Annotated in this window: 15 protein-coding genes and 2 pseudogenes; 6 read left to right on the top strand and 11 right to left on the bottom strand. The window is 72.7% G+C overall.

Annotated elements, in window-relative coordinates; all coding sequences use genetic code 11:
• Nucleotides 1-202 precede the first annotated feature (202 nt).
• Nucleotides 203-829 (top strand): TetR/AcrR family transcriptional regulator, encoded by a 627-nt coding sequence (locus tag ABZ904_RS07990; RefSeq protein ID WP_359397004.1) that lies wholly within the window; start codon nucleotides 203-205, stop codon nucleotides 827-829.
• Nucleotides 830-923: 94 nt separating this feature from the next.
• Here ABZ904_RS07990 and ABZ904_RS07985 read toward each other — a convergent pair.
• A pseudogene (locus ABZ904_RS07985) lies at nucleotides 924-1,174 on the bottom strand (ADP-ribosylglycohydrolase family protein); the annotation flags it as partial.
• A 20-nt stretch (nucleotides 1,175-1,194) separates the two neighbouring features.
• A complete protein-coding gene (locus tag ABZ904_RS07980) occupies nucleotides 1,195-1,800 on the bottom strand; it encodes a TetR/AcrR family transcriptional regulator (protein ID WP_361821823.1) in 606 nt (201 codons plus the stop codon).
• Between the two features lie 99 nt (nucleotides 1,801-1,899).
• Here ABZ904_RS07980 and ABZ904_RS07975 point away from each other — a divergent pair, with 99 nt between their 5' ends.
• Nucleotides 1,900-2,817 carry an oxidoreductase gene (locus ABZ904_RS07975; RefSeq protein ID WP_361821820.1) on the top strand — a complete coding sequence of 306 codons (918 nt, stop codon included), beginning with the start codon at nucleotides 1,900-1,902 and terminating at the stop codon, nucleotides 2,815-2,817.
• Between the two features lie 33 nt (nucleotides 2,818-2,850).
• On the opposite strand, the gene galE is transcribed toward ABZ904_RS07975, so the two are convergent.
• The 3 genes from galE to ABZ904_RS07960 are packed head-to-tail and all read right to left on the bottom strand — an operon-like array spanning nucleotide 2,851 to nucleotide 6,725.
• Nucleotides 2,851-3,831: a UDP-glucose 4-epimerase GalE gene (gene galE, locus ABZ904_RS07970; protein WP_359396999.1), complete on the bottom strand. Its 981-nt coding sequence runs from the start codon at nucleotides 3,829-3,831 to the stop codon at nucleotides 2,851-2,853.
• A gap of 43 nt (nucleotides 3,832-3,874) precedes the next feature.
• The gene (locus ABZ904_RS07965) at nucleotides 3,875-5,473 is read right to left on the bottom strand and encodes a glycosyltransferase family 2 protein (RefSeq protein ID WP_360991339.1); all 1,599 of its coding nucleotides are present in this window, start codon (nucleotides 5,471-5,473) and stop codon (nucleotides 3,875-3,877) included.
• Between the two features lie 55 nt (nucleotides 5,474-5,528).
• Nucleotides 5,529-6,725: a glycosyltransferase family 87 protein gene (locus ABZ904_RS07960; protein ID WP_361821870.1), complete on the bottom strand. Its 1,197-nt coding sequence runs from the start codon at nucleotides 6,723-6,725 to the stop codon at nucleotides 5,529-5,531.
• Nucleotides 6,726-6,967: 242 nt separating this feature from the next.
• Here ABZ904_RS07960 and ABZ904_RS07955 point away from each other — a divergent pair, with 242 nt between their 5' ends.
• Nucleotides 6,968-8,650: a glycosyltransferase family 39 protein gene (locus tag ABZ904_RS07955; RefSeq protein ID WP_360991342.1), complete on the top strand. Its 1,683-nt coding sequence runs from the start codon at nucleotides 6,968-6,970 to the stop codon at nucleotides 8,648-8,650.
• Here the strand turns inward: ABZ904_RS07955 and ABZ904_RS07950 are convergent.
• Nucleotides 8,647-9,144 carry a MarR family transcriptional regulator gene (locus ABZ904_RS07950; protein ID WP_359396995.1) on the bottom strand — a complete coding sequence of 166 codons (498 nt, stop codon included), beginning with the start codon at nucleotides 9,142-9,144 and terminating at the stop codon, nucleotides 8,647-8,649. The two genes, ABZ904_RS07955 and ABZ904_RS07950, sit on opposite strands and share 4 nt — an antisense overlap.
• 132 nt (nucleotides 9,145-9,276) lie before the next feature.
• Here ABZ904_RS07950 and ABZ904_RS07945 point away from each other — a divergent pair, with 132 nt between their 5' ends.
• Complete coding sequence (locus tag ABZ904_RS07945; protein WP_359396993.1) at nucleotides 9,277-9,690, top strand: organic hydroperoxide resistance protein; 414 nt, start codon at nucleotides 9,277-9,279, stop codon at nucleotides 9,688-9,690.
• A 104-nt stretch (nucleotides 9,691-9,794) separates the two neighbouring features.
• On the opposite strand, the gene ABZ904_RS07940 is transcribed toward ABZ904_RS07945, so the two are convergent.
• From ABZ904_RS07940 to ABZ904_RS07920, 5 genes and pseudogenes are all read right to left on the bottom strand, one after another.
• Nucleotides 9,795-11,999: a CDP-glycerol glycerophosphotransferase family protein gene (locus tag ABZ904_RS07940; protein ID WP_361821815.1), complete on the bottom strand. Its 2,205-nt coding sequence runs from the start codon at nucleotides 11,997-11,999 to the stop codon at nucleotides 9,795-9,797.
• Between the two features lie 4 nt (nucleotides 12,000-12,003).
• Nucleotides 12,004-14,196: a CDP-glycerol glycerophosphotransferase family protein gene (locus ABZ904_RS07935; RefSeq protein ID WP_360991351.1), complete on the bottom strand. Its 2,193-nt coding sequence runs from the start codon at nucleotides 14,194-14,196 to the stop codon at nucleotides 12,004-12,006.
• A 156-nt stretch (nucleotides 14,197-14,352) separates the two neighbouring features.
• On the bottom strand, nucleotides 14,353-16,608 hold the full coding sequence (locus ABZ904_RS07930; RefSeq protein WP_360991355.1) for a bifunctional glycosyltransferase family 2 protein/CDP-glycerol:glycerophosphate glycerophosphotransferase: 2,256 nt from the start codon (nucleotides 16,606-16,608) through the stop codon (nucleotides 14,353-14,355).
• Nucleotides 16,609-16,773: 165 nt separating this feature from the next.
• Nucleotides 16,774-16,866: pseudogene (locus ABZ904_RS07925) on the bottom strand (carbohydrate ABC transporter permease); the annotation flags it as partial.
• 63 nt (nucleotides 16,867-16,929) lie between these two features.
• Nucleotides 16,930-20,322 carry an FHA domain-containing protein gene (locus ABZ904_RS07920; protein ID WP_360991756.1) on the bottom strand — a complete coding sequence of 1,131 codons (3,393 nt, stop codon included), beginning with the start codon at nucleotides 20,320-20,322 and terminating at the stop codon, nucleotides 16,930-16,932.
• A 779-nt stretch (nucleotides 20,323-21,101) separates the two neighbouring features.
• On the opposite strand from ABZ904_RS07920, the gene ABZ904_RS07915 reads away from it, so the two are divergent.
• Nucleotides 21,102-22,757 carry a protein kinase gene (locus ABZ904_RS07915; RefSeq protein WP_360991358.1) on the top strand — a complete coding sequence of 552 codons (1,656 nt, stop codon included), beginning with the start codon at nucleotides 21,102-21,104 and terminating at the stop codon, nucleotides 22,755-22,757.
• Between the two features lie 205 nt (nucleotides 22,758-22,962).
• Nucleotides 22,963-24,195, top strand: a complete 1,233-nt coding sequence (locus tag ABZ904_RS07910; RefSeq protein ID WP_361821811.1) for a serine/threonine-protein kinase — start codon at nucleotides 22,963-22,965, stop codon at nucleotides 24,193-24,195.
• The last annotated feature ends 659 nt before the right edge of the window (nucleotides 24,196-24,854 follow it).

Below are 24,854 nucleotides of genomic sequence, written 5' to 3'. Positions count from 1 at the left end.
AACGACCCCTCTGGTGCTTGTTTCCGGCTTTTCTCACGCTTCTTGCCGGGGTTTTGCTCTGCTCTTGGGGTCTTGTACAGCTCTTGGGGGTTTTGGCTACTGCACTTTACGTCGGGACGGGGCCGTATCGTCGCAACGCGAGCGTAATCTGTCCCGGCGTCGGAACGCAACCGTATCGTCGTTACGCCCTATGCTGGTTCGCATGACCACGAACGCCGACACTCCCCAGGTGAAAAGGCGCCGCAGAGCGCCCGCGGGTGCGGCCGTCCTGCGCGAGGACGTGACGGAGGCCATTCGCGCGGCCGTCTTCGAGGAACTCGCGGCCGTGGGCTTCGCGCGGATGTCCATCGAGGGCATCGCACGCCGGGCGGGGGTCGGCAAGACGGCGGTGTACCGCAGGTGGCGCTCCAAGCTGCACCTGGTCCTCGACCTGGTCTCCGCGGTCGCCGTCCAAGGCCTGCCGGCCCCCGACACCGGATCTCTGGAGGGGGACCTGAGACTTCTCTACGAGGTGACGTCCCGCGCTCTGCGCCACCCCGTGGCGGGCCAGATCATCCCCGACCTCCAGGCGGAGGCGGCCCGCAATCCGGACATCGCCGAGGCCATGCAGACGGCGCTGCGCGAGGGCCAGGAAAGCGTGGCGAGCGGCATCGTCGCGGCGGCCGCCGCCCGTGGCGAGATCCGCGAGGACATCGACCCGGCCCTGGCCCTCGACCTGATCTCGGGGCCGCTGTACTGGCGGGCGGTGGTGGTACGCGGACCGAAGCTGCCGAAGGGCTATCTGGCGGGCCTGGCCCGCGCCACAGCGGGGGCACTCAAGGCCTTGTGAGGGACCCGGAGCGGCGTGCGCGATACCTCGACCTGCGCGCACCTGTCTCTCTCCCCTGTGCGTGACGCTCTGATCTCACCGCTGGGCGGACGAGGAGATCGAGGCCGCCGCGCTGCAGCAGTGACTCCCCGGCGAGCACCGCCATCTGTGTGTCGTCGGTTGCCTCGCCCGGGTTCCAGCCACCGCCCCGCACATCTCACCGCCGTGGCCCGGTGCGGGAAAGCGCGCCGAGAACGCGTCTTCGGGACCGAACTCGAAGGGTGCGCCCAGTGCGTCGCCGACGGCGGAGCCGAGGACGGCGGTGACGGCGCGGTGCGTGTGAGCAGGGCTGTGCGACTCGGTCACCAGGGCAGCGTACGGGCGCCTCAGGCCGTCTTCTCCGGCGCACACCCCCGCAGTATGTACGCCACCAGTGCGTCCAGGCCGGGTTCGCATGCCTCGGGCGGCAGGGAGCCGCCGGCCGCCAGGGTCGCGTAGCCGTGCAGTGTGGAGAAGACCCCGATGCCCACGCTCTCCAGTGGGCCCTCGCGCACCTCGCCACGGCGCTGGCCCTCGGCGATCAGGCTCACCGTGCGGTCGGTCCATCGCTGGGACGCGGCCAGCAGGTCCTCGGACGCCTCCGGGGTGTGCTTGATCGCGAACATGAGGTCGAGCAGTTCGGCGTTGGCGTTGGCGAAGTCGACGTAGGTGCGTGCGGTCGTGGCGAGCCGCTCGGCGAAGGAGTCGCCCACTCCCTCCAGCGACGCCGCGAACGCCTCGTCCAGCCGGTCGAAGCCGACCAGCGCCAGCGCGTCGAGCAGTGCCTGCTTGTCCTTGAAGTGGCGGCTCGGTGCGGCGTGGCTGACGCCCAGGTCGCGGGCGAGCTCCCGGAGGGACAGGGCGGCCGGTCCCTTCTCCCGGAGGGTGTCCTCCGCGCGGGTGAGCAGCGCGGCGCGAAGGTCTCCGTGGTGGTAACGACGACGAGTCTGCATGCGGGCCAGTGTATCGACCATGTGATCGACGCCTACATTGTTGTCGCCGTCACTATTGTTGTCATTGACAGCATTGTTGGCGACGCCTACATTGAAGGCATGTCGAAAACACAGAACAAGTGGAACGCAACCGACATCACCGACCAGACCGGCCGTACCGCCGTCGTCACCGGCGCCAACAGCGGTATCGGACTCGCGGCCGCCGACGCCCTGGCCCGTGCGGGCGCACATGTGGTGCTCGCCGTGCGCGACGTACGGCGCGGCGAGGCAGCCGCCGCGACCGTCCGCGGCGCGAGCGGAAGCGTGGAAGTGCGCCGCCTCGACCTCGCCGACCTCTCCTCCGTCCGGGAGTTCGCCGCGGGCTGGCGGGGAGACCTGGATCTGCTGATCAACAACGCCGGCGTCATGAACATCCCCGAGGCCAGTACCAAGGACGGCTTCGAGATGCAGTTCGGCACCAACCACCTGGGTCACTTCGCCCTGACGAACCTGCTCCTGCCGCACATCACGGATCGCGTGGTCACCGTCTCCTCGGGAGCGCACCGCCTGCCGGTCGGCATGCACATCCACTTCGACAACCTGAACCTGACCGGCGAGTACGCGCCGATGGTGGCGTACGGCCAGTCCAAGCTCGCCAACCTGCTGTTCACGCTGGAGCTCCAGCGCCGGCTGACCGAGGCGGGATCGACGGTGCGGGCCCTCGCGGCCCATCCGGGCTGGGCCGCCACCAACCTCCAGGGCCACGACGCCAGCGTGGTACGCCGGATCGTGATGCGGGTCGGCAACCGCGTCTTCGCCCAGGACAACAAGGGGGGTGCACTGCCGACCCTGTACGCCGCGACCCAGGACCTGCCAGGCGCGAGCTACGTCGGTCCGGACGGCCTCGGTGAGATGCGCGGCGGACCCACGCTGGTGGGCCGCTCCCACGCGGCCAGCGACCCCAAGTCGGCGCGCCGCCTGTGGACGGCGTCCGAGGAGCTGACGGGTGTCGTGTTCCCGGACCTGGTGCGGGCCTGACGGCCGGCAGCTCAGGGCCGGCTCCGGACGGGCTCAGCCCCGCGCCGCCCCCGGATACCTGCGCACCCATCCCTCCCAGGCCGACGTGATCATGTCTTCCACGTCGCGCTTCGCCGTCCAGCCCAGCTCCCCGGCGATGCGGTCGGCCGAGGCGACGACTCGGGCCGGATCACCGGGGCGGCGGGGGGTGACCGCCGGCGGGGTGCCGTAGCCGGTGACCGCGTTGATGCGGTTGATCATCTCGCGGACCGACACGCCTTCCCCGCGGCCGATGTTGAGGGTCAGATCCGCGCCGGGCGATGCCTGGAGCGCGCGGGCCGCGGCCACGTGGGCCTCCGCGAGGTCGGCCACGTGGATGTAGTCGCGCACACACGTGCCGTCGGGTGTGGGGTAGTCGTCGCCGAAGATGCGCGGGGGCGCGTTCTCGGTCAGCTTCTCGAAGACCATCGGGATCAGGTTGAAGACGCCGACGTCGGCCAGCTCCGGCGCCGCCGCCCCCGCCACGTTGAAATAGCGCAGGCACGCGGCGGACAGGCCCGTGGCCCGGGCGGTCGCGCGCACCAGCCACTCGCCGGCGAGTTTCGTCTCGCCGTACGGTGACATCGGCACGCACGGCGTCTCCTCCGTCACCAGATCGAGGTCCGGCATGCCGTACACCGCGGCGGACGAAGAGAACACGAACGAGGGAACCCCGGCCGCCGTCACCGCCTCCAGCAGGACGCGCAGGCCCTCCACGTTCTCCCGGTAGTAGAGCAGCGGCGCCTCCACCGACTCGCCGACCTGCTTCTTCGCCGCCAGGTGCACGACGCCCGCCACCGGGTGCTCCGCCAGGGTGCGGCGCAGCAGTTCACCGTCGAGTGTGGAGCCCACCACCAGCGGCACCTCGGCGGGCACGCGCTCGGCGATGCCCGTGGACAGGTCGTCGTACACCACGGCCCGCTCGCCGGCCTCGGTCATCGCGCGGACGACGTGTGCCCCGATGTAACCGGCGCCGCCGGTGATCAGCCAGGTCATGTGCGGTCGTCCCCTCGTCGGTTGGTCCATGGTGTCGGTTCGGTCACTTCCAGTGAATCAGGCGTCGCAGCCTGCGGCCCAGGACGGAGGTCGCTCCCCGCACCCCCGACGCCACCCTGAGGGCCAGCGCTCCGGAGTGCGTCGCGTACGGCTGCACCAGCAGCACGCCGTGCCGCAGGTTCGGCACCATGCGGCGGCCCAGTCCCGGTCCGGTGAGGGCAAGGGCCGTGGTGTCGCGGCTGGTGCCGTCGTCGAAGCGAAGGGTCAGCTTGAGGTCCCAAGTGCCGCTGCCGAGCTTCGCGAGGTCCACCGGCATCTCGGCCGTCCAGCCGCCCGACTCCGGCTCCCGCCGGAGCGCGGCCGTGCAGGAGAGGCCCACCAGGGCGCGGCCTTCCCGGCGGGTGAACTCCACGTCGACCCTGGCCGGACGCGCGTTCTCCATCCGTCCGTACAGCTCGTGCAGGCGCAGTCGCAGCCGGGTGGCCCGGGCGCGTGGGCGCAGTTCCGCTTCGACGGCGACCGGAAGGTGCCGCATGGGGCGGTGCAGCAGATGGTCCAGTTGCACCTGGGGCAGATCTGCCGACCAGACCGGGATGCCGTCCGCGGTGCTCGCGTACGGCGGGCTCAACCGCGCCGGACGGGCCGCCAGTTCCTTGAGCCGGTGCAGATCGCGTGGCCGTTCGGCGGCGAGCACCACCTGGGCCACCACCCGCCCCGGCACGGACGCCTGTGCGAAGTCGGCCGCGTCGAAGTCCGACAGGTAGGTGCGTGTGAGCTTCCACCACTCGGAGCGGTACTCCTCGTCGCGCAGCGGGAGCTCACGCGCGTACATGCGCAGTCCGCGGTCCAGGAAGCTGGTGCGGGCCGCGCGTGCGAGCCGCTTCTCACCGGCGCCGAGCAGGATTTCGTACGCCTGCCGGTTCGCCTCCATGCGCGCCTTCCAGTTGTCGATGTCGGCGCGGTCGAGGGAGATGGACAGACGTCGGGCCGAGCGGCGGACGTGCCAGATGTAGACCGTCTCGGGAACCAGGGCGATGCCCGGACCGGCCGCCAGGACCCGCGCCCCGAACACGAAGTCCTCGTAGGGGAAGCGGCCTTCGGGAAAGCGGATGCCGTTCTCGCGCAGAAAGTCGGTGCGGTACAGCTTGTTGACGCACAGCGTGTCGTAGGCGAGGCGGGGGCGCCGGCCCGGACGGGAGACCAGCGCGGGCCGCTCGTACAACTCCGGCTGCCAGGGGGTCTCGCGGCCCGAGGGCAGTTCGCGGCGTACGCACAGGCCCGCCGCGAGCGGGGTCCCGTGTGCGACGGCCGCCATGAGCAGCGCCTCCACCGCGCCGGGCGGCAGTACGTCGTCGCTGTCCAGGAACATCACGTACGGCGCGGTCGCCGTGTCGATTCCGTCGTTGCGCGGGGTGCCGCAGCCGCCACTGTTGACGGTTCGGCGCACCACCCTCACCCGCGGGTCCTCGGCCGCCAGAGCGTCGAGGAGTTCGGGACTGCCGTCCCGCGAGGCGTCGTCGACCGCGATCACTTCGCGGACGACACCGCCCTGGGCGAGGGCCGAACGTACCGCGTCCGTCACATGAGCGGCGTCGTCGTACCCGATGACGACGACGCTGACCTGTGCATCGTGAGGGTGCATCGATTCCACGGGCCGGAACATTACGGATACCTGGTAATCATCTGTTAAGAGGCAATTAACCATCTGTACGGAAGACGGCAGGAATCTCGTGGGGGTTCCGTGGAGGAGTACCCGCTTTCGTCCGTTCCACAAGAGGCCGTCCGGAACGCCACAGGCGGATGAAGGACACGACGGCGGCGGACGTGAGCAGTGTGTTGCGTACGAGCATGAGCAAGCAGCCCGCCCAGGTGCTGTTGATGACATCCCCGTAGTAGGCGGGGTATTCGACGACGCTGACCGCCGTCGCCGCCAGGACGAGCAGGGCCACCGGGCGCTGTGTGGTGTGCCGCGACGTCAGGCACACCGCGACCAGTCCGATCAGCCAGATCATGTACTGGGGGCTGATCACCCGGCTCGTCACCGTGAACAGCAGGACGGCGGCGAGGGCCGCGTCGTAGGGGGTCGCGGGCGTCCAGCGGCGGTTCCGCATCCGCCACAGCAGCAGGAGGGCGAAGGCCACCGCGGTCAGTACGAGCGAGCACAACGCCACCGTGTGCACGTGCGGGCCCACGAACTCCACGGCCCCGTACTGGTAGTGGGTGTGCCCCGGCCAGCCGGCCCGGCGGGCGAACATGAGCACCGTGCCGCCCAGCGACTCGATCTGCACGCCGCGGCCGCCCTGCTGGCGCAGGAAGTCGAACGGATGGCGGAACAGGGCCGCGAGCAGGGAGAGAAGAGTGACCGCGGTGACCGCGGCCGCCGTCCACGCCTCACGGGTCGAACGGCCGCGCGGTGTGCCGATCAGTGCCAGCGCCGGCCACACCTTCACCAGCGCGCCGAGCGCGGCGAACACTCCGCTCATGTGTCTGGAGCGTGACATCGTGAGCAAGGAGATGACCGCGAAGGCGGTGACCTGTACGTCGTACCGGGCCAGCGGGATGTGCAGCAGCAGCGGAAGGCCGGCCGTCCACAGCGCCGCACCGCGCAACGAGCGGCCCGGACGCGTGCCCACGCGCGCGAGGACGAGTGTGATCGCGGCGTCCGTCAGCAGGGTGAGGGTCACGAAGGCCTGAAAGTAGGTCAGGCCCGGGAGCAGGGCGGGGGAGAGCAGTACGGCCCCCGCTCCCGGCGGGTACTGCCACAGGTGGTCGCCTGCGGGGAACGAGCCGTGCCGCAGGGTGCCGTACCAGTGGAAGTACAGCTTCCACACTTCCCGCGCGACCCCGCCCCGGCCCAGCAGGGCGTACTGGTCGTGGGCGAGCAGCCACAGCATCAGGGCGCGGGTGGCGAGCCAGCCGGCGGCGAGCAGGGGCAACCGACGCGTCGTGCGGACCCTCTTCAGGAGGGGCGGTGAAACGGGCGCGGAAATGGTCGCCCGGGACTCCGGAACACTCTTCAAGGCAGTCATCAAGCCCGGATGGTAGGGCGTATGTATCCCTCATGTGCGCAGATACTCCGTCAACACGCAGCAAAAGTTAGTTAATACTACAAAATCTGGGCATGTTGAATGCAGGCATGAGTCGGTTGCCGGCAAGGCGTACGGAGTGGGGGGCCGTCCTCGTCCCCGTGGTCGTCATGGTCGCGATCGGGGTATGGGGACTGGACCGTGGCGGGATGTGGCGGGACGAGGCGGCGACGTTCCAGGTCGCGCGCCGCTCGGTGCCGCAGATCTGGCATCTGCTGCACAACGTGGACGCGGTGCACGGCCTCTACTACCTGCTGATGCACGTGGTCCTGGCCGTGCACCCCGGCGAGGTGCTGCTACGGCTTCCCTCGGTCGTCGGTGCGGCCGCGACGGCGGGCCTGGTCGCCGCGCTGGGCACACGGCTGTGCCGCCCCCGGGTGGGGCTGTGGGCGGGGCTGCTGTACGCGGTCACGCCGATGGCCGGGCACTACGCCCAGGAAGGCCGCTCGTACGCGTTGGTCTCCGCCGGGGTCGCGGGCGCGACGCTGCTGCTCCTGAGGGCGGTGCGGGGCGGGAGGTGGTGGCCGTACGGGGTGGTCGTGGCCGTCACGTGTGTGCTGCACGAGTTCGCCGTGCTGGTGCTGTTGGCGCACGCCTGCACGCTGGCGCTCGCGCGGGTGCCGGGGAGGGTCTGGCGCTGGTGGGCGTGTGCGGCGGGCGCCGCCGTCCTGGTGCTGCTGCCCCTGGTGCTGGTCTCGCGGGGGCAAGCGGCCCAGGTGGCGTGGCTGTCGGCGCCGGACGGGCGCAGTGCGGAACGGCTCGTGCGGCAGTTCGCGGGGCCTTCGCGGGCGATGCTCGGGCCGTATCTGGTGCTGGTCGCGCCGGCTGTGTGGAGACCGGGCCTCAGACGGGGGGTGTCCCTGGCCGGGGTGGCTCTGCCGCTGCTGGTGATTCCGCCGGCGGTGCTGATGGGCGTCTCGCAGATCACCCCTCTGTACGACGAGAGGTATGTGCTGTATTCGCTGGCCGGCGCGCCACTGCTGGCCGCGGCGGGTGCCGAGCGGCTGGCGGGTGCCGTGCGCCGAATTCGGCCGGCCGGCGGGTGGACGCCCACCGGGCCCCTCGGCCCAGGCGACGACGGTCGTCCCACCGGGGACGTCGTGGCCGGCGGCCGTCCGCTGCCCGCTTCCCGTCGCCCTGTCCCATCCATGGGGGCAGTCGCCCTTCAGGAGGCTCCGCGGCTGGTCGTGCCCGATGGGCGTGCGGTCGTCCGGCGGCCCTCATGGCTTCGGCGGCAGGGCGGAACCCTGTTCGGTGTGCTCGCCGTCTGCGGTGCGCTCGTCCTGCAGTTCCCCCTGCTCCGGGCCGACCGCAGCGCCGCTCACCGGCCCGACGACCTCGCTGCCGTCTCCGTCGTCGTGGCGCGGCATGTGCGGCCCGGCGACCCCGTGCTGTTCCTGCCGTCGCTGGAGCGGCGTTCGGCGCTGACCTATCCGGCGGGGTTCCGGGGCGTCAGGGACGTGGCGCTGGACGTGCCCGCCGCCGAGGACGGGACCCTGTACGGGCGGGAGGCCGGGTCCGGGGAACTGCGGCGGCGGCTCGCCGGGCTGACCTATGTGTGGGTGGTCAGCGAGCCGTACGCGCTGCGGCCGTCGTGGACTCCCTGGAGCCCCACCGAGCGCGCCAAACTCGCGGTGGTGAACGAGGAGTTCGTCACCCGTGCGGAGTACGTGCGCCCGGGTCTCACCCTTCGGCTCTATGTACGCCGTGGCCTGTCGCGGCCGGGCGGCTAGTCGCAGCCCGGCGTCTCCTCCAACGCCGCCGCGTCCAGCGCCTGGGTCAGCCGGTCGAGGCGGGCCTGCAGCTCCATGATCTCGCCCAGCTCGAAGCCCGTGGCCGCGCCGATCCGGCGCGGCACCTCAAGGGCGCGCTGCTTGAGCGCCGTGCCCTCGTCCGTGAGGTGCACGTGCACGGACCGCTCGTCCTGGACGCTCCGCTCCCGCCGCACCAGGCCCGCCGCCTCCAGCCGCTTCAGGAGGGGCGAGAGCGTCCCGGAGTCCAGCCGCAGATGCTCGCCGAGCTTCTTCACCGGCAGCTCGCCGTGCTCCCACAGCACCAGCATCACCAGGTACTGCGGATAGGTGAGCCCGAGGTCCTTGAGGACGACGCGGTAGACGCTGTTGAAGGCCCGGGACGCGGCGTGGAGCGAGAAGCAGATCTGGCGGTCCAGGCGCAGGAACTCCGCGCCCGGCGGAGACTCGGCACTGATGGTCGGCGTGGTCTTCATACCCTCAGGATAGCCCGGCAGGGGCCATTTAGTTGTGCCCAATTGAATTGTGTGCTGTACTCATCTCGTGAGGCCGCCCGGACGGACGGAAGGGCCGGCCGACGGACATGATTTCGAGAGGGATGGTTTTCCATGGACGCGCTCTACACCGCTGTCGCCACCGCCACACACGGCCGCGACGGGCGGGCGGTCACCTCCGACGGCAAGCTCGACCTCCAGATGGCCATCCCGGTGGAGATGGGTGGCAGCGGCCAGGGCACGAACCCTGAGCAGCTGTTCGCCGCCGGGTACGCGGCCTGCTTCGCCGGCGCCCTCGGCGTGGTCGGCCGGCAGGCGAAGGTCGACGTCAGCGACGCCGCTGTGACCGGTGAGGTCACCATCGGCAAGCAGGGCGAGGGCTTCGGCCTCGCGGTCACCCTGCACATCGAGCTGCCGGAGTCCGTGGACGAGGCGACCGGCCGCAAGCTGGTCGAGCAGGCCCACCAGGTCTGCCCCTACTCCAACGCCACCCGCGGCAACATCCCGGTCGAGCTCGTCATCGAGTAATCCCACGGCCGATCCGTGCGCGGCCTCGTACACCTGAGCGGGAGTACGAGGCCGCGCACGTGCCGCGCCCGGCGCCGGAACCTCCTCCCGGCCCGGGCGCTTCGTCATGTCGAGGTCAGCACGTCCCTCTCGCCCGCCGCGGGCGCCGGGATCGTGGCCGGGACGTCCGGCTCGCCCAGCATCAGCGTCCGCACCACCCGCAAGGCCGCCCGCCCGTCGTCGAACTCGCAGAACCGCGCCCGGAACGCGGCCCGCAGCGCCGCCGCGTCCGGGTCCCGCCAGCTCCCCGACGCGAAGAGCCAGGACAGCTCCCGGTACGAACGCGAGACATGCCCCGGCGCGTTCGCCGTGATGTCGAAGTACGCGCCCCTGCTCGCCGTGTACGCACCCCAGTCGTCGGCGTGCACGACGATCGGCCGGTTCAGGTTGGCGTAGTCGAACATGAGGGCCGAGTAGTCCGTCACCAGGGCGTCCGAGGCGAGCATCACCTCCTCGACGTGCGGCTCGTCAGTGGCGTCCACCAGCACGCCCCTGCGGTGCAGCTCGGCCGTCCCCATCCCGCGGGCCGGGCCGTCGGCGAGCGACGGGTGCAGCCGTACGACGAGGGTGTGGCCCTCTCCGAGGTCCTCCGCGAACCGGGCCAGGTCGAAGCGCTCCGCATGGCCGCCCCGCACATGGTCGCGGCGGGTCGGCGCGTACAGCACGACCGTGTGGTCCACCGGGATGCCGTGCCGCGACCGGAACGCCGCTCCGTCGCCGGGCTTCGCGTTCACAAGGACGTCGTTGCGGGGGCTGCCGGTGCGCGCCGAGGTGAACCGGCACGGGTAGGCGCGGTCCCACACCAGCTCGGAGTGGCGGTTGGCGACGAGGCTGTAGTCCCAGCGGTCGGCGCGGCGCAGCATCTGCGGCACGTCGAGGCCGTGCCGGGCGCCCGGCTTGCCCAGCAGGTCGGCCCCCATGTACTTCAGCGGCGTGCCCTGGTGGGAGTGGATGTGCACGCTGCCGGGGCGCTTGAGCAGCGACGGGGGCCAGTTGACGTTGTTGACGAAGTACGTGGCCCGCGCGGTGACCTGCCGGTAGGCCAGCGAGCCCAGGAGGACGTACTCGACGTTCGGAGGCAGGTGCTCGGCCTGGTCCTCGCGCACCACCCACACGTTCCTGATGTGCGGCGCCAGTTCGAGGGCGGCGTGGTGGATCGCGGCGGGATCACCGAGGACACCGCGGTGCGAGAACGCCGAGTACACCGCGAGCTCCGGGTCCAGGGGCCGCTGCTGGTGTGCCCAGGTCCAGGCGCGCTTGGCCCGCCCGGCCGCCACCCCGCGGGCCCGCCGGCCCAGCCGGCCGGACGCGGCAGCGCCGGCGGCGGCCCGCTGCCGGGCCAGGTAGCGGGCGTAACCGCCCTCCAGGACGCGGAGTCCGGCGGGGACCGGCTCGCTCGTGCGGTGCCGCTGGAAGAGTTCGGCGGTGCGGCGGAAGAACTCGCCCTTGGCGGACGCGGGCAGCCGGCCCGGCTTGGCGAGGACGTCCAGACAGTGCTCGCCCATCTTGCGGTGCAGACAGGGCCGCCAGCGGTCCAGCTCCGGGTGGGCGTCGAGATACGCGAAGACCCGCTCGTACTGGTCGTGGATGTCGAAGTGCTTGCGGCTGGTGGTGGACAGGATGCTGCCCTGGCGGCGCTGCCGGTAGTTGAGGCAGATCCGGTCCAGGGTCGCGATCCGCCGGGCGCTGAGCAGGGCGGGGAAGGTCCAGGGCGTGTCCTCGTAGTACCCCGGCGGGAAGCTGAAGCCGTGCTCGGTGACGTAGTCCCGTCGGTAGGCCTTGTTCCACACCACCATCAGCAGCTCGAGGATCTCGGGGCGCTCCGCGGCGGTGAAGGTGCCCTCGCGGGCTTCGGCCAGCACCCGGGCCAGCGCGTTGCGGCGGGTGCCGCCCCACCAGTACGTGCGGGCGTAGTCGAAGACCAGCACGTCCGGATCCCGGGTCTCCTCGAGCCGGTCGGCGATCGCGCGCAGTGCGCCCGGGGTGAGCGTGTCGTCGCTGTCGAGGAAGAGTAGGTAGTCCCCGGTGACATACGGCATCCCGGCGTTGCGCGCCCGGCCAAGACCGGCGTTCTGCGGGAGATGCAGCACACGCAGGCGCGGATCCCGTTCGGCGTACTGGTCGAGGATCGCCCCGCAGCCGTCGGGCGAGCAGTCGTCGACGGCGATCACCTCGAAGTCGGCGTACGACTGCTCGAGCACCGAGTCGAGGCATTCGCGCAGAAAGCCCCGCACCTTGAAGACGGGGACGATGACGCTGAAACGGGGCACGGGATCAGCTCCTCACGAGGGTGTGGGCCGGAGCCGGGATGCGCTCGGCCAGCGGGATCACCGGCGGGATCGACTCGGGCGGCTCGCCCAGCAGCACCCGGCGCACCACGCGCTCGGCGGCACGTCCGTCGTCGAACTGGCAGAAGCGCTCACGGAAGGCGGCGCGCAGGCCCGCCGCGGTCCCGTCCGCGTAGGAACCGTCCCGGAAGACGGCCGCCAGCTCCGCGGGTGAGTGCGCCACCCGTCCCGGGGGTGCCTCCATCAGGTCGAAGTAGACGCCCCGGATCTCCCGGTACACCTCCCAGTCGTCCGCGTAGACGACGATGGGGCGGTTGAGGTTGGCGTAGTCGAACATGATCGACGAGTAGTCGGTGATCAGGGCGTCCGAGGCCAGGCAGACGTCCTCGGAGGAGCGGTGCCCCGTGACGTCGATGATCCGGCCGCCGCTTCCCGCCGCGCCCTGGTCGTAGAAGTAGTGGGCGCGCAGCAGGACGACGTACTGGTCGCCGATCGCCTCGCAGAACGCCTCCAGGTCGAGGCGCGTTCGGAAGCCCGTGCTGTGGTCGCGGTGCGTGGGCGCGTACAGCAGGGCCTTCCTGTCCTCGGGCACGCCCAGCTCGCGGCGGATGCGGGCGACGTCCTCGGCGGTCGCGGTGCAGTAGACGTCGTTGCGTGGATACCCGTACTCGAGGGTCTCGTAGGAGCCCGGGAAGGCGCGCTCCCACATCTCGGTGGAGTGCCGGTTGGACGAGAGGTTGTAGTCCCAGCGGTCCACCCTGGCCAGCAGTTTGGTGAAGCTGCCGGTCGCCGCGGCGACCACCGGGTAGGTCGACTGGTCGACGCCCATCTTCTTCAGCGGGGTGCCGTGCTGGGTCTGCAGATGGACGCTGCCGGGGCGCTTGACCACACCGTCCGCGAAGTTGGCGTTGTTGACCAGGTACGTGGCGCGGGCGAGCACGTCCCAGTACGTCCGGCTGCCGATCACCGCGTACTCCATGTCCTCCGGCAGGCTGTCCACCGCGTCCGGCTCGACCAGGAACACCGAGCGGATGTGCGGGGCGAGTTCGCGGGCCTTGGCGTGGATCGCGGCCGGATTGCAGGCGTAGCCGCGGCCCCAGTACGCGCAGTACACGGCGAGGTTCGGATCGAGCGGCCGGCGCAGCCCGAGCGCGTACCGGAGGCGAGTGCGCGGCCTACGCGGCACCGGGACCTTCCGAGCCGCCTTCGCCGTGCCCAGGCTCACCCCGCGCAGCGTGTGGAACGCGCTGTACGCACCGGCCGCGAGCAGTCGGTGCTGCACCCCGACGCTGCCCGCGGGCGGGTGGTACCCGGCGGGGCGGTGGCGGCGATAGAGGCGTGACGCCCGCCGGAAGAAGACCCGGCGCAGCTGCGCGGGCAGCCGTTCGGGATGCGCGGCGGTCCGCAGCACCTCGCCGAAGAGCTGCTCGAACAGCGGTCGCAACCGCTCCGCGGGCAGGGCGACTTCGGCGGCCCGGGCGAGCACCGCGTCCACCTGGTCGAGGAGGCCGAGTTGATGCTCGCCCGGGCTGTGCAGCCGGCTGCCCTGGCGGCGCATCAGATGCCGTACGCAGACCGAGCGCAGCACGGCCAGGCGTTCGGCGGCGAGCGTGACCCTGCCGCCCCAGCCGATGTCGGTGAAGTGACCGGCCGGAAAGGCGAGCCGGTGACCGGCGACGAACGCGCGTCGGTAGGCGGCGCTCCACGCGGGGACGCCCACACAGGTCAGCTCCGGGGCCCGATCGGGGCTGAAGGCGCCCTCGGGGGTCTCGCCGAGCGGGGGAGCGTACGCCGCACCCTCCCACCAGGGGACCCGTTCATGGCCGAAGTAGAGGACGTCCACCTCGCCGGTCTCCGTCAGGCGCGCGTCGACCGCCGCGAGGGCGCCGGGCTTGAGGACGTCGTCCCCGTCGAGGAACAGCAGATAGCCCCCGGTCGCCGCTTCCGCCCCGGCGCTTCTGGCCACGCCCAGGCCGCCGGCCGGCGGCGAGGTGAGCGGAACGATCCGGTTGTCCCGCTCGGCGTACGTGCCGGCGACCGTGCCCGCCGGGGAACCGGGGGCGTCGCAGACCGGGATCAGCTCGAAGTCGCCGAACGACTGGGCGAGGACGGAGTCCAGTGCCTGGGACAGCCGGCCGGCGACGCCGAACGCAGGGACGATGATGCTGAAGCGGGGCATTCTGCTCTTTCTCTCGGGCCCCGGTCGCTGTGCCGGGGCCAGCGTGTCGGGGAGTCGGTCGTCAGCGTCCCGGCCGCCCGGCGGGGCGGCAGGTGACGGGCCGGGTGGGTGTGGGCCTGCGCGGCATGCGGAACTCCGGGTGTCGGGGTCTCGGGGTCAGAGGTGCTCGGCGACCGGCATGCGGCGGCCGGGCACCGGGACGCTGGTGAGGGGTGCGGCCTGCACGCCCAGCGCGGCGGACGGGACCGGGCGCCGGTCCGCCAGGGGGACGATCGACGGCAGCCAGGCGCTCTCCCCGAGCACGACCCGGCGCACGATCCGCTCGGCGGCGCGCCCGTCGTCGTACCGGCAGAAGCGCTCACGGAACACCCTGCGCAGCTGTGCCGAACGAGACCCGCGCCAGTGGCCTGTCGCGAAGATGTCGATCAGTTCGTCCTCGTCGCGCGCGAGTGCGCCCGGCGGACAGTCGCGCACGTCGAAACAGGTGCCGCGGGTCGCCTCGTGGGTCTCCCGGTCGTCCGCGTACACGACGATCGGCCGGTCGAGGTTGGCGTAGTCGAACATCAGCGAGGAGAAGTCGGTGACCAGCGCGTCCGAGGCCAGGCACACCGACTCCACGCTCGGGTGGCCGGTGACGTCGATCACCCGGCCGCCGGCGGGCCGCGCCGGGGCCTCGCCGTACGCGGGATGCGTACGGGTCAGCAGTACGAACCCCGGGCCGAGTTCGCGCAGGAAGCGTTCCAGGTCGAGGGCGGGGCGTCCGTCGGTGCGGTAGTCGCGGTGGGTGGGCGCGTACAGGACGGCCACCGAGCCCTCGGGGATGCCGAACGTATGGCGCAGCCGGGCCACGTCCGCCGAGGTCGCGCGGGCGAAGACGTCGTTGCGGGGGAGGCCGTACTCGAGTGTGGTGAACCCGGACGGGAAGGCGCGCTCCCAGACGAGGGTGGAGTGGCGGTTGCCGGACACGACGAAGTCCCAGGTGTCGGCCGAGCGCAGCATCCGTCCGAAGTCGCAGCCGCGGGCGGCGACCGGACGGTCCTGGAGGTCGAGGCCCATGCGCTTGACCGGGGTGCCCTGCCGGGTCTGGATCAGGACCTGTCCCCGGCGCTTGACCACGCGGGGTTCGAAGTCGGCGTTGTGAACGAGGTACTTGGAGCGGGCCAGCGCCGTCCAGTACGCGGCCGATCCGGGCCGGATCCGCTGGGTGGCCACCGGGATCGTGTGGTGGTGCTCGGGCTGTGCGATCCACGCGGTGCGGATGTGCGGGAGCAGGTTGCGGAACGCGGACTCAAGGGCGCCCGGGTTGCAGCCGTACCTGCCTCCCGCGTCCCGTGTGAACACGGCCCGGTCGGTGCGCAGCGGAAGGCGGAGCTGGATGCGGTAGTGCGTCTGGAGCGCGGCGGCGGCCAACTGCCTGCCCGCCCCGGCGGCCAGGCGCCGTGCGCCGCGCCCCAACCGGGACGCCGACGACACCAGGCGGTAGGTGTGATGGCTGCCCAGGCGGATCAGCAGATGGCGCGCCCGGAGCGGGGCGCCCGGGACCCGGTGGCGGCGGTAGTGGTCTCGGGCCAGACGCAGGAACTCGGCGCGGCTGTCCCGGGGAAGCCTGCCGCGCCGGGCGTAGACGGTGGCCAGGTGGTCGACCATGCGGCGGAACAGGATTGGCCGCCAGTGGGCGAGCGCGGGGTGCGCGTCCAGGTGCGCGAAGACCCGGTCGTACTGGTCGAAGACGTCGAAGTGCGCTCGGCTGGTCGAGCCGAGGATGCTGCCACGGCGGCGCTGGCGGTAGTGGACGCAGACCCGGTCGAGGGTGGCGATGGTGTCCGCCGTGAGCAGCACCGGGAACGTCCACGGGGTGTCCTCGTAGTAGCCGCGCGGGAAGGTGAAGCCCTCGCGCTCGACGAAGTCGCGGCGGTACGCCTTGTTCCAGGCCACCATCAGCAGGGAGAGCAGGCCAGGGCGGTCGTCGAGGGGGAAGGGCGCGGGGCCCTTCTCGGTGAGCAGGCCGGCCAGCTGGTTGCGGACGGTCTTCCCGGTCCAGTAGGTACGGGCGTAGTCGAAGACAAGGACGTCCGGGTCCGAGGTCTGTGCCAACCGGTCGGCCACATCCCCGAGTGCGCCCGGGGTCAGGGCGTCGTCACCGTCGAGGAAGAGCACATAGTCGCCGGTCGCCTGCCGCAGCCCGGCGTTGCGGGCCTGGCCGAGCCCCACGTTCCGCGGCAGGTGCAGCGGGCGGACTCGGGCGTCACGGGCGGCGAACTCGTCGATGAGCGCCCCGCAGGCGTCGGGAGAGTCGTCGTCGACAGCGATCAACTCGAAGTCCGCGTACGACTGTTCCAGCACGGACATAAGGCATTCCTGCAGGTACGCCTGAACCTTGTACGCGGGGACGATGACACTGAACCTGGGCAAGGGGCATCCATGGGATCGACGCGGGCATACTGCCCGGAAACGGTCGATGGGCCGCTTTGGTTACGCCGGATGTGGCATTCGGGGGGAACGGCGAAGGAAACCCCAGGTGAACGGCGAGGGGTGGATCGGGTGCCGGCCCACCCCTGAACCGCCGTACCGAACGCGCTATTTGGCAGCGTCCGCCATGAAGCCCTTCACGAACTGCCGCTGGAACGCGAAGAAGACGGCCGACGGGATCACCAGCCAGATGGACGCGCCTCCGCTCCTCGGGCGCGCCACGCAGGCGTCACTCGGCGCAAGCCGGACACATGGCATCCGGCGTTACAACAGCGAAGGCACCTCTGCCGCCGACACCGAGCGCGCCGCCCTCTCCAGCGCGCTCGCCAGCAGGGCCAGGTCCGTGGGTCCGTTGCCCAGTTCGCGGACGGGACGCCGGGCGGGCGGGTCGCCCATGCGGTGCCACTCGAGCGGTACCACCGTCGGGCGCAGCGTCGCCGTGCGGGGGATACGCCCCGTGATCCGCCCGCCCTGGAAGGGCGTCACCTTGCCGTCCGCCCGCGTCAACCGCCCCCGGCCCGGCGCGGGTTCCTCCGGGCCCGATGACACCTCGTCCAGCGTCACCCGCAGTGAGGCCGCGCGGGCCGGTTCCCACTCGGCCGTCCGTCCGCCCGGGCCGGCGGCGGCCACGAGATGCACCCCGAGCCGCTCTCCGTCCCGCGCCACGGCCTCCAGGGCCCGTACGACCGATCCTGCCGCCGGGCGGCCCGGCGATCCGAGGGCCGGGGACAGCAGCGCGTCCAGGTCGTCGACCAGCACGACAAGGCGGGCAGGCGTCGGCCGCGCCTCGGTCTGCTGCCGCGTCGCCGCGGGACGCAGCCGGAGCGTCGTGCTCGGTGGTGAGTCCAGGTCGCCCGGGGCCGCGCTTTCCGACCGCTGCGGCACGATCCGCGCCGACACCTCCTGCCGCGTGTGCCATTCGGCGAAGTCGAGACCCCCCAGCAGTTCGGCCCGCCGCTTCAGCTCGGCGCTCAGCGCCTGAGCGAACTCCCGCATCCGCACCGGGTCGTTGGCCGCCAGATGCGTGGTGACGTGCGGCAGATCCGTACAGACCTTGAGGCCCTCCCCGCCCGAGCCGCCGTTCCCGCCGCAATCGCGGCCGTCCACGAGCACGATGCCCAGCCGGTCCGGGCGCTCGGCCGCGGCGAGCGACGCGGCGATCGAACGCAGCAGCTCCGTACGACCGCTGCCGGGTGGACCCTCGACCAGCAGATGCGGCCCCTCGGCGGCCAGATCGAGGCACACCGGGCCGCGCGGGCCGGCACCGAGCACCGCCCAACCGCGCCCGCCCGGCGCCGAGGTGTCGTCCACGGCGTCGGCCCAACGCGCCATCAGGGACGCGGGGGTGGCCCGTGCCAGGCCCAACTCGTCCAGCAGCCGCGCCGCCTGGGGCAGCGGCGCAGAGACCCGCACCTGCCGGTCCCCGCCGCCGTCCGTCCGCAGTGGGGCCAGCGCCCGCGCGAACCGCTCCGCCCACGCCGGGGACACCGCGTCCACCGCGGCGACGGTGCCGTGCCCCACCGGGGCGCGCAGCGCGCGCACGGCGTCCGCACCGTCCCCGGGTGCGACCCGCAGCAGCCGCAGCGCGGTGGCCACGTCCCCGCTCAGCAGGGCGACGGCCCCGCATGCGCGGAACGCCGGGGAGACCGCGCAGGCCGCCTCGTACGTCTCCGTGACCGGCGAGGCGGGCGAGGCCGGGGGAGCCTCGGCCAGGCAGACCACATGGATTCCGGCCCGCGCTCCCTGCTCGGCCAGCCGCACCACGGCCTCGCGGACATCGGCACCGCCAGGGTCGCCGTCCACGAGCACCACGGTGCAGGGCCCGGAGAAGGCGCCGTCCCTCTGGGCGTCGTCCCGCGCCCAGGAGGGGCGACGGGCGCCCCGCCCGGCCGCCGGACCGCCGGGAGCGGCCGGACGGGCTGTGCGGTGGTCGCCGAGGGCGGTCCGATGGGGGGTGCCGGCGAGGCCGTCCGGGTCCGTGAAGTGGTCCTCCAGGCGGCGCAGCAGCTCATCCGTGCGGGCCGTGGCCTGTTCGCGGTCGTACGCCAGCAGGAGCCGGCAGTCCTGGCCGTGCGCCGGGCGCAGGTGCGGCAGCCAGCCGAGCCACGACCAGTCGGCGGTGCGCTCCTCCAGCGGGCGGGAGCGATCGGCACTGATCAGGACCAGCTCCAGCGTGTCGGGCGAGTGCAGCGCGGCGAGCTGGGCCACCATGGCGCGCGTCAGCCCGGCCAGCCGCTCCCGGGGGCCGGCGAGCCCCAGCGCACCGACCTCGCGCAGATCGGCGGTGACGGGCACCGCGGACAGCAGCCCCGAACCGTCGGGCGCTGCTCGGTCGGCCGTACCCAGCCGCACGGTCAGCGACTCCGGATGCTCAGGGCCGCGCTCCCACAGCCGGGGTCCGGGGCCGAGCGCGTTCAGCAGCAGGGTCGCGGGGTCGGGCCACTTCTCCCGGCCCGGGGCAGCAAGGGGTGCGAGCGCCTGCGCAGCCACGCCTTTGCCGTACGCCTCCAGCCCGCTGCCGCCCTGATCGTCGCGACCTCCGGCCAGTCGGCGCGCCCACGCGGTGAGGCCACCGCGCCTGCGTACCCCCGGCGGCACGTCCGTCCCGCGCGGCGGGGTGCCTTTGCGCGTACTGTCCCCGGCCACCGGGTCCCGGCTCTCGATCAGCGGGGCCCCGGCCTGGACCGGTACCACCGGTGTCGGGATGGGCGGCTCCACGGGCGCGTGCTCCTGGGCCCCTGGGGCAGCCCCGCCGGAGGCCCCCCAGGTGGTGACGCCGAAGCCGTGATGGGTGTCTCCTGTTGCTCTGTCGGCCGGGGCGGACCCGGTGCCGGGGGAGGGGCGTCCGGCCCCCGGGGCGCGGTCGGCGCCGGAGGCCGCGGTGATGCCCGGGGCCGACCCCATTCCGGTCACCACGCGCGCGTGCGGGACGGTCGCCGCTGGTGCGGGCGCGGCCGGGTCTTCCGGGTCCTCCTCGCCGAGGACCCGCACATGTCCTTCCCCGTCCGGCGCCGTGCCCACGGCCCGTACACCGCCGGGTGGGGCCAGCCGCAGGGCCGATTCCCCGAGGCGCAGCAGCGCCCCGGGGGTGAAGCGCACCGGGTGGTCGGTCACCGGCCTGCCGTCCAGCACCGTGCCGTTGGTCGAGTGCAGGTCGGCGACCGAGACGGTGCCGTCGGCGGCGACCGTGACGGCGCAGTGCAACCGGGAGACGTCTGGGTCGTCCAGCGGGACGTCGGCGTCGGCGGAGCGGCCGATGCGGATCACGCCGCCGTGCAGCAGATGCACGCCGCCCGCGTCCGGGCCCGCGACCACGTGCAGCTGTGCCGCGTCCTCGTCGGGCTCGGGGCCCGGGTCGGCGGGGGCGCCGAGGGTCAGCACCGCGCCGTCCAGCAGCGGCGGCTCCCCCAGCGTGCAGCGCTGTGCGTCCAGCCGCTCCGCGCCCGCGTACAGCGCGACGGCGGCTCCCGCGGGCTCTCGACCGCGCTCGGGCAGTACGGCGGCCCCGGCCGAGCCGACCGCCGAGGCCAGTCCCGAAGCGACCGCGGCCAGCGCCGTCCCGGCGGGCGCGGTGACCAGCACATCGCAGCTCGCGGCGCGCGCCCGGGGCTCCGGGGGCGTGCCCAGCGGGTCTACGACGGTCAGCCGGATCTGCATCGCCGTCAGTGGTCCCTTCTGCACGGGCGCCCGCGGACGGGGAGGGGGGCTGCGTCGCGGTCCCCCACCGCGACTTCCCCCCACCGCGCACGAGCACATGGCCGGTACGGGAAGCATCCTCGCACCTGCCACCGACAGCGCGCCCGTCGCCCGCCGTCAAGTGATCTTGATTGGTCGGCTCTGCCCGCAAAAGTGCCTGACCAGTGCCCAGCAGGTGTCCGCTTGAGATCGGTCACGTCCGATCCCGGCAACCAAGTGCACCGAAGCGAGCGTCTCCTCATCGAACGTGTACGGGATGCCCGTCCGTACACCACATGTGCGAAGCGCGGCGAAACGGCTGCCGCGCCTGGGCGGCAGTGCTCCTTGGAGCTCCTCGGTGATCCGTCGCCGGTGGCACACCGTGACAGCGGCTCGCGGCGCTCACGGCTCACGGCTGCAGCCGTGACGGCAGACAGTGGCGGAAGACGGCCGCCGTGCCCCGGCCCCGCGAGGTCGCCTCTCGGCGCTCGCCCAGTGGGCCCTCTCCCGGGAAACCCCCACGCGTAGGTGTCCGCGGGCAGGCCGTTCGGAGACCTGTGAACGACAGGGAAGGGGCGACCGGGAACCACAGGGAAGGAAGGGGAACGCTGACGTGCTCACCGACGTCCTTGGCTGTGAAAGCGGTGGTACGAGCAAGGACCGCCGACACCCGCGTGCCAGGATCTGCGGCACTACAGTGGGACGGAACACCGGTAGCGCGGTGGACGGACCGGACAAGCAAGCAGCAGGGAGCGCATGACGTGCGGCCGGTAGGCAGCAAATACCTGCTCGAGGAGCCGCTCGGACGCGGCGCCACGGGCACCGTCTGGCGAGCCCGCCAGCGCGAGGCCGCGGGCGCCGAGGCGGCCGTCGCGGGCCAGCCCGGCGAGACTGTGGCGATCAAGGTTCTCAAGGAGGAGCTGGCAAGCGACCCGGACGTCGTGATGCGGTTCCTGCGGGAACGGTCCGTCCTGCTCCGCCTGACCCATCCGAACATCGTGCGAGTGCGGGACCTGGTCGTCGAGGGTGATCTGCTGGCGCTGGTCATGGACCTCGTCGACGGCCCCGACCTGCACCGCCACCTCCGCGAGAACGGCCCGTTCACACCTGTCGGCGCGGCCCTGCTCACCGCGCAGATCGCCGACGCGCTGGCCGCGAGCCACGCGGACGGCGTCGTGCACCGCGACCTGAAGCCCGCCAACGTCCTGCTCAAGCAGGACGGCGGCGAGATGCACCCGATGCTGACCGACTTCGGCATCGCCCGGCTCGCCGACTCACCCGGCCTCACGCGCACGCACGAGTTCGTGGGTACGCCCGCCTACGTCGCCCCCGAGTCGGCCGAGGGCAGTCCGCAGACCTCGGCCGTCGACGTCTACGGCGCCGGCATCCTGCTGTACGAGCTGGTCACCGGGCGTCCTCCGTTCGGCGGCGGATCGGCCCTGGAGGTGCTCCACCAGCACCTGAGCGCCGAGCCGCGCCGCCCGTCGACGGTCCCCGACCCGCTGTGGACGGTCATAGAGCGCTGCCTGCGCAAGAAGCCGGAGGAGCGGCCCAGCGCCGAGAACCTCGCCCGGGCGCTGCGGGTGGTCGCCGAGGGTGTCGGCGTGCACGCGAACTCCGCGCAGATCGCCGCGGCGGAGGGTGTGGCCGCGCTGCTCGCGCCGGACCCCTCGCCGGCCACCGTCCCCGGCTCCGCCGACCCCACGCAGGTCCTGCCGCAGGGCGCCGCCGGATACGACCCGAACGCGGCGACGAGCGTCCTGCCGCACACCTCGGGCCCCTTCGGCGCCGCCGACCCCACCGCCGTCCTGCCGAACAGGGGCGCGGCCGACCCGACGGCCGTCATGCCGCCGATGTCGCAGAACCAGCAGGGCGGACAGTCCGGGCAGGAGGATCCGCACCCCTGGCAGAACCAGTTGCGCGCTGCCCGCGACCGCAACGAGCAGACCCAGGTCCAGTACCTCGACCCCGCCGAGGACCCGCTGCGCCGCCGTCCGCAGCGGCAGGTCAACCGGCCGCAGCAGCAGCCCGCCCCCGGATACGGGCATCCGCAGCGGCAGCAGCCCCAGCAGTACGCGTCCCAGCGGCAGCAGTACGCCCCCGCGCCGCAGCACCAGCAGCAGCGCTACGCGCCCGCGCCGCAGCAGCCGGCCCCGCGTCCGGCGCGCGAGCCGCGGCCGCCGCGTCAGCGCGGCGCCAACCCGATGAAGATCCCGGGACTCGGCTGCCTGAAGGGGTGTTTGTTCACGATCGTCATCCTGTTCGTCGCCGGGTGGCTGGTGTGGGAGTTCAGCCCCCTGCAGCACTGGATCGGGACGTCGAAGTCGTACTGGGCGCAGCTGAGCGACTGGTTCTCCTCCGTGACCGGATGGATCGGGAAGCTCGGTGACAGCGGCACCAGTGGCAACACGCCCTGAGCGCCGGACGTTCGAAGTGACCTGAGAACGCTTCGACTTTGGGGATTTGTCGACACCTGAAGGGTGATTTCCGCTTCGGCGGTGAAGGTTGCCCCTTCGGACGCGTAGTTTTGTCGACCGGGTCCGGGAATCGCGGCGTCCGCCGCGGCAGAACGGCCCCGGAACGGCGCAGCGTCGGCAACACGCGTCCCCAGTAGGAGCAGTCTTGGCACGGAAGATCGGCAGCCGGTACACCGCTAACCAGATCCTGGGGCGGGGAAGCGCCGGCACGGTGTGGCTGGGCGAGGGGCCGGAAGGGCCCGTCGCCATCAAGATGCTGCGGGAGGACCTCGCGTCCGACCAGGAGCTCGTGGGCCGCTTCGTCCAGGAGCGCACGGCGCTGCTGGGGCTCGACCATCCCCACGTGGTGTCCGTACGGGACCTGGTGGTCGACGGCAACGACCTGGCGCTGGTCATGGACCTGGTCCGGGGCACCGATCTGCGCACCCGCCTGGACCGGGAGCGCCGCCTTGCGCCCGAGGCGGCGGTGGCGATCGTGGCCGATGTGGCCGACGGGCTCGCCGCGGCGCACGCGGCGGGGATCGTGCACCGGGACGTCAAGCCGGAGAACGTGCTGCTCGACATGCAGGGCCCGTTGGGTCCCGGCGGGGCGCACCCGGCACTGCTGACCGACTTCGGCGTCGCCAAGCTGATCGACTCGCCGCGCCGCACCCGGGCCACGAAGATCATCGGCACGCCCGACTACCTGGCCCCGGAGATAGTCGAGGGACTGCCGCCGAGGGCGGCCGTGGACATCTACGCGCTGGCGACGGTCCTGTACGAGCTCCTGGCGGGCTTCACGCCGTTCGGCGGGGGCCACCCGGGCGCGGTGCTGCGCCGGCATGTGACCGAGACCGTCGTCCCCCTCCCTGGCATCCCGGACGAGCTGTGGCAGCTGATGCTGCAGTGCCTGGCGAAGGCGCCCGCGTCCCGGCTGCGGGCCTCGGAGCTCGCCGCACGGCTGCGGGAGCAACTGCCGCTGCTGGCCGGGATGCCGCCGCTGGAGGTGGACGAGCCGGACACGGAGCCGGTGGAGGAGCCGCACGAGGCGGCGGCGCCGGGTGACCCCGCGGTGGCGCCGGCCCGGCGGGGGGCGGTGCCGCTGGTCCCGGGGGCCAAGACGGACTCCAACCGGGACACCCACACGTCGATGCGAGTGCCGGGGCCGGACGAGCTGGCGGGTGGCGCCCGCGGCACGGCACGCGCGCCCCGTGCCGCGGGCGTACCCCGCCCGGGTTCGGCCCGCCACCGGGCGCAGGCCCGCCGCCGCCGGATCGCACTGGGCGCGGCGACGGCGACGCTGCTCGCGGCCATCGGAGTCGGCGCATGGCTGGCCACCTCGGGAGACGACACCGCGGGCCCCACCGACACAAAGAACTCGGCCCCGGCGACACCCTGACAGCCGGTACACGCACGGTCGCGGTACGTCGGACCGGTGCGTCCGCCGTCCGCCCGGCGTCCGAGACGCACGGCTCTTTGGGCCTGGCGTCCGAGGCCCATGGCTCACCGGCGCGGAGTCCCTGGCCCAAGCCCTAGCGGCCCGGCGCCAGGCGCACTCCGGCCGCCCGGCCCCGGCGGTCGAAGGCGAGGCCTCTGCGCCCCGGGGCGGCGGCCCCAACCCCTCAGGCCCGGTGGTCACGCGCACCCCGACCGCCCGGCCTCCGGCGGCCGAAGGCGTGGCGGCCCGCCGCCGGAGGCGCACCGCTTTCTGCGCCCCGTGTCCCGGGCCCAGGGCTCACCGGCCCGGCGCCCCGGGCCCGGTCCTCTCCGCCCGGTGGCCCAGGGGCCCGGTGCCCAGACGCACTCCGGCTGTCTGACAGCGAGGTCCCTTCCCCCCGATGCCCCAGCGGCCCGAACCTTCCCGGCCCAGTACCAGACGCATCCCGGGCGCCCGGCGGCCGAAGCCGAGGTCGCCCGGCGCCCGAGGCACGGCTTTCTGGCCCCCGCGTCCCGGGCCCAGGGCTCACCGGCCCGGCGTCCCGTTGGTCCTCTCCGCCCGGTGGCCCGGCGTCCCAGTGCCCAGGCGCACCCGGCCGTCCGACAGCGAGGCCCTTCCGC

Source organism: Streptomyces sp. NPDC046900 (assembly GCF_040644975.1).
Taxonomy (GTDB): domain Bacteria; phylum Actinomycetota; class Actinomycetes; order Streptomycetales; family Streptomycetaceae; genus Streptomyces.
Note: the sequence above shows the minus strand (reverse complement) of the source record. Positions and strands in the feature narration are given on the sequence as shown.

Bases quoted from the DNA above. Each gene is read 5' to 3' on its own strand.
- ABZ904_RS07975 (WP_361821820.1), top strand. From the start codon at position 1,900: ATGTCGAAAACACAGAACAAGTGGAACGCAACCGACATCACCGACCAG.
- ABZ904_RS07980 (WP_361821823.1), bottom strand. From the start codon at position 1,800: ATGCAGACTCGTCGTCGTTACCACCACGGAGACCTTCGCGCCGCGCTG.
- ABZ904_RS07945 (WP_359396993.1), top strand. From the start codon at position 9,277: ATGGACGCGCTCTACACCGCTGTCGCCACCGCCACACACGGCCGCGAC.
- ABZ904_RS07990 (WP_359397004.1), top strand. From the start codon at position 203: ATGACCACGAACGCCGACACTCCCCAGGTGAAAAGGCGCCGCAGAGCG.
- ABZ904_RS07935 (WP_360991351.1), bottom strand. From the start codon at position 14,196: ATGCCCCGCTTCAGCATCATCGTCCCTGCGTTCGGCGTCGCCGGCCGG.
- ABZ904_RS07965 (WP_360991339.1), bottom strand. From the start codon at position 5,473: ATGCACCCTCACGATGCACAGGTCAGCGTCGTCGTCATCGGGTACGAC.
- ABZ904_RS07960 (WP_361821870.1), bottom strand. From the start codon at position 6,725: ATGCTGTGGCTGCTCGCCCACGACCAGTACGCCCTGCTGGGCCGGGGC.
- galE (WP_359396999.1), bottom strand. From the start codon at position 3,831: ATGACCTGGCTGATCACCGGCGGCGCCGGTTACATCGGGGCACACGTC.
- ABZ904_RS07955 (WP_360991342.1), top strand. From the start codon at position 6,968: ATGAGTCGGTTGCCGGCAAGGCGTACGGAGTGGGGGGCCGTCCTCGTC.
- ABZ904_RS07950 (WP_359396995.1), bottom strand. From the start codon at position 9,144: ATGAAGACCACGCCGACCATCAGTGCCGAGTCTCCGCCGGGCGCGGAG.
- ABZ904_RS07920 (WP_360991756.1), bottom strand. From the start codon at position 20,322: ATGCAGATCCGGCTGACCGTCGTAGACCCGCTGGGCACGCCCCCGGAG.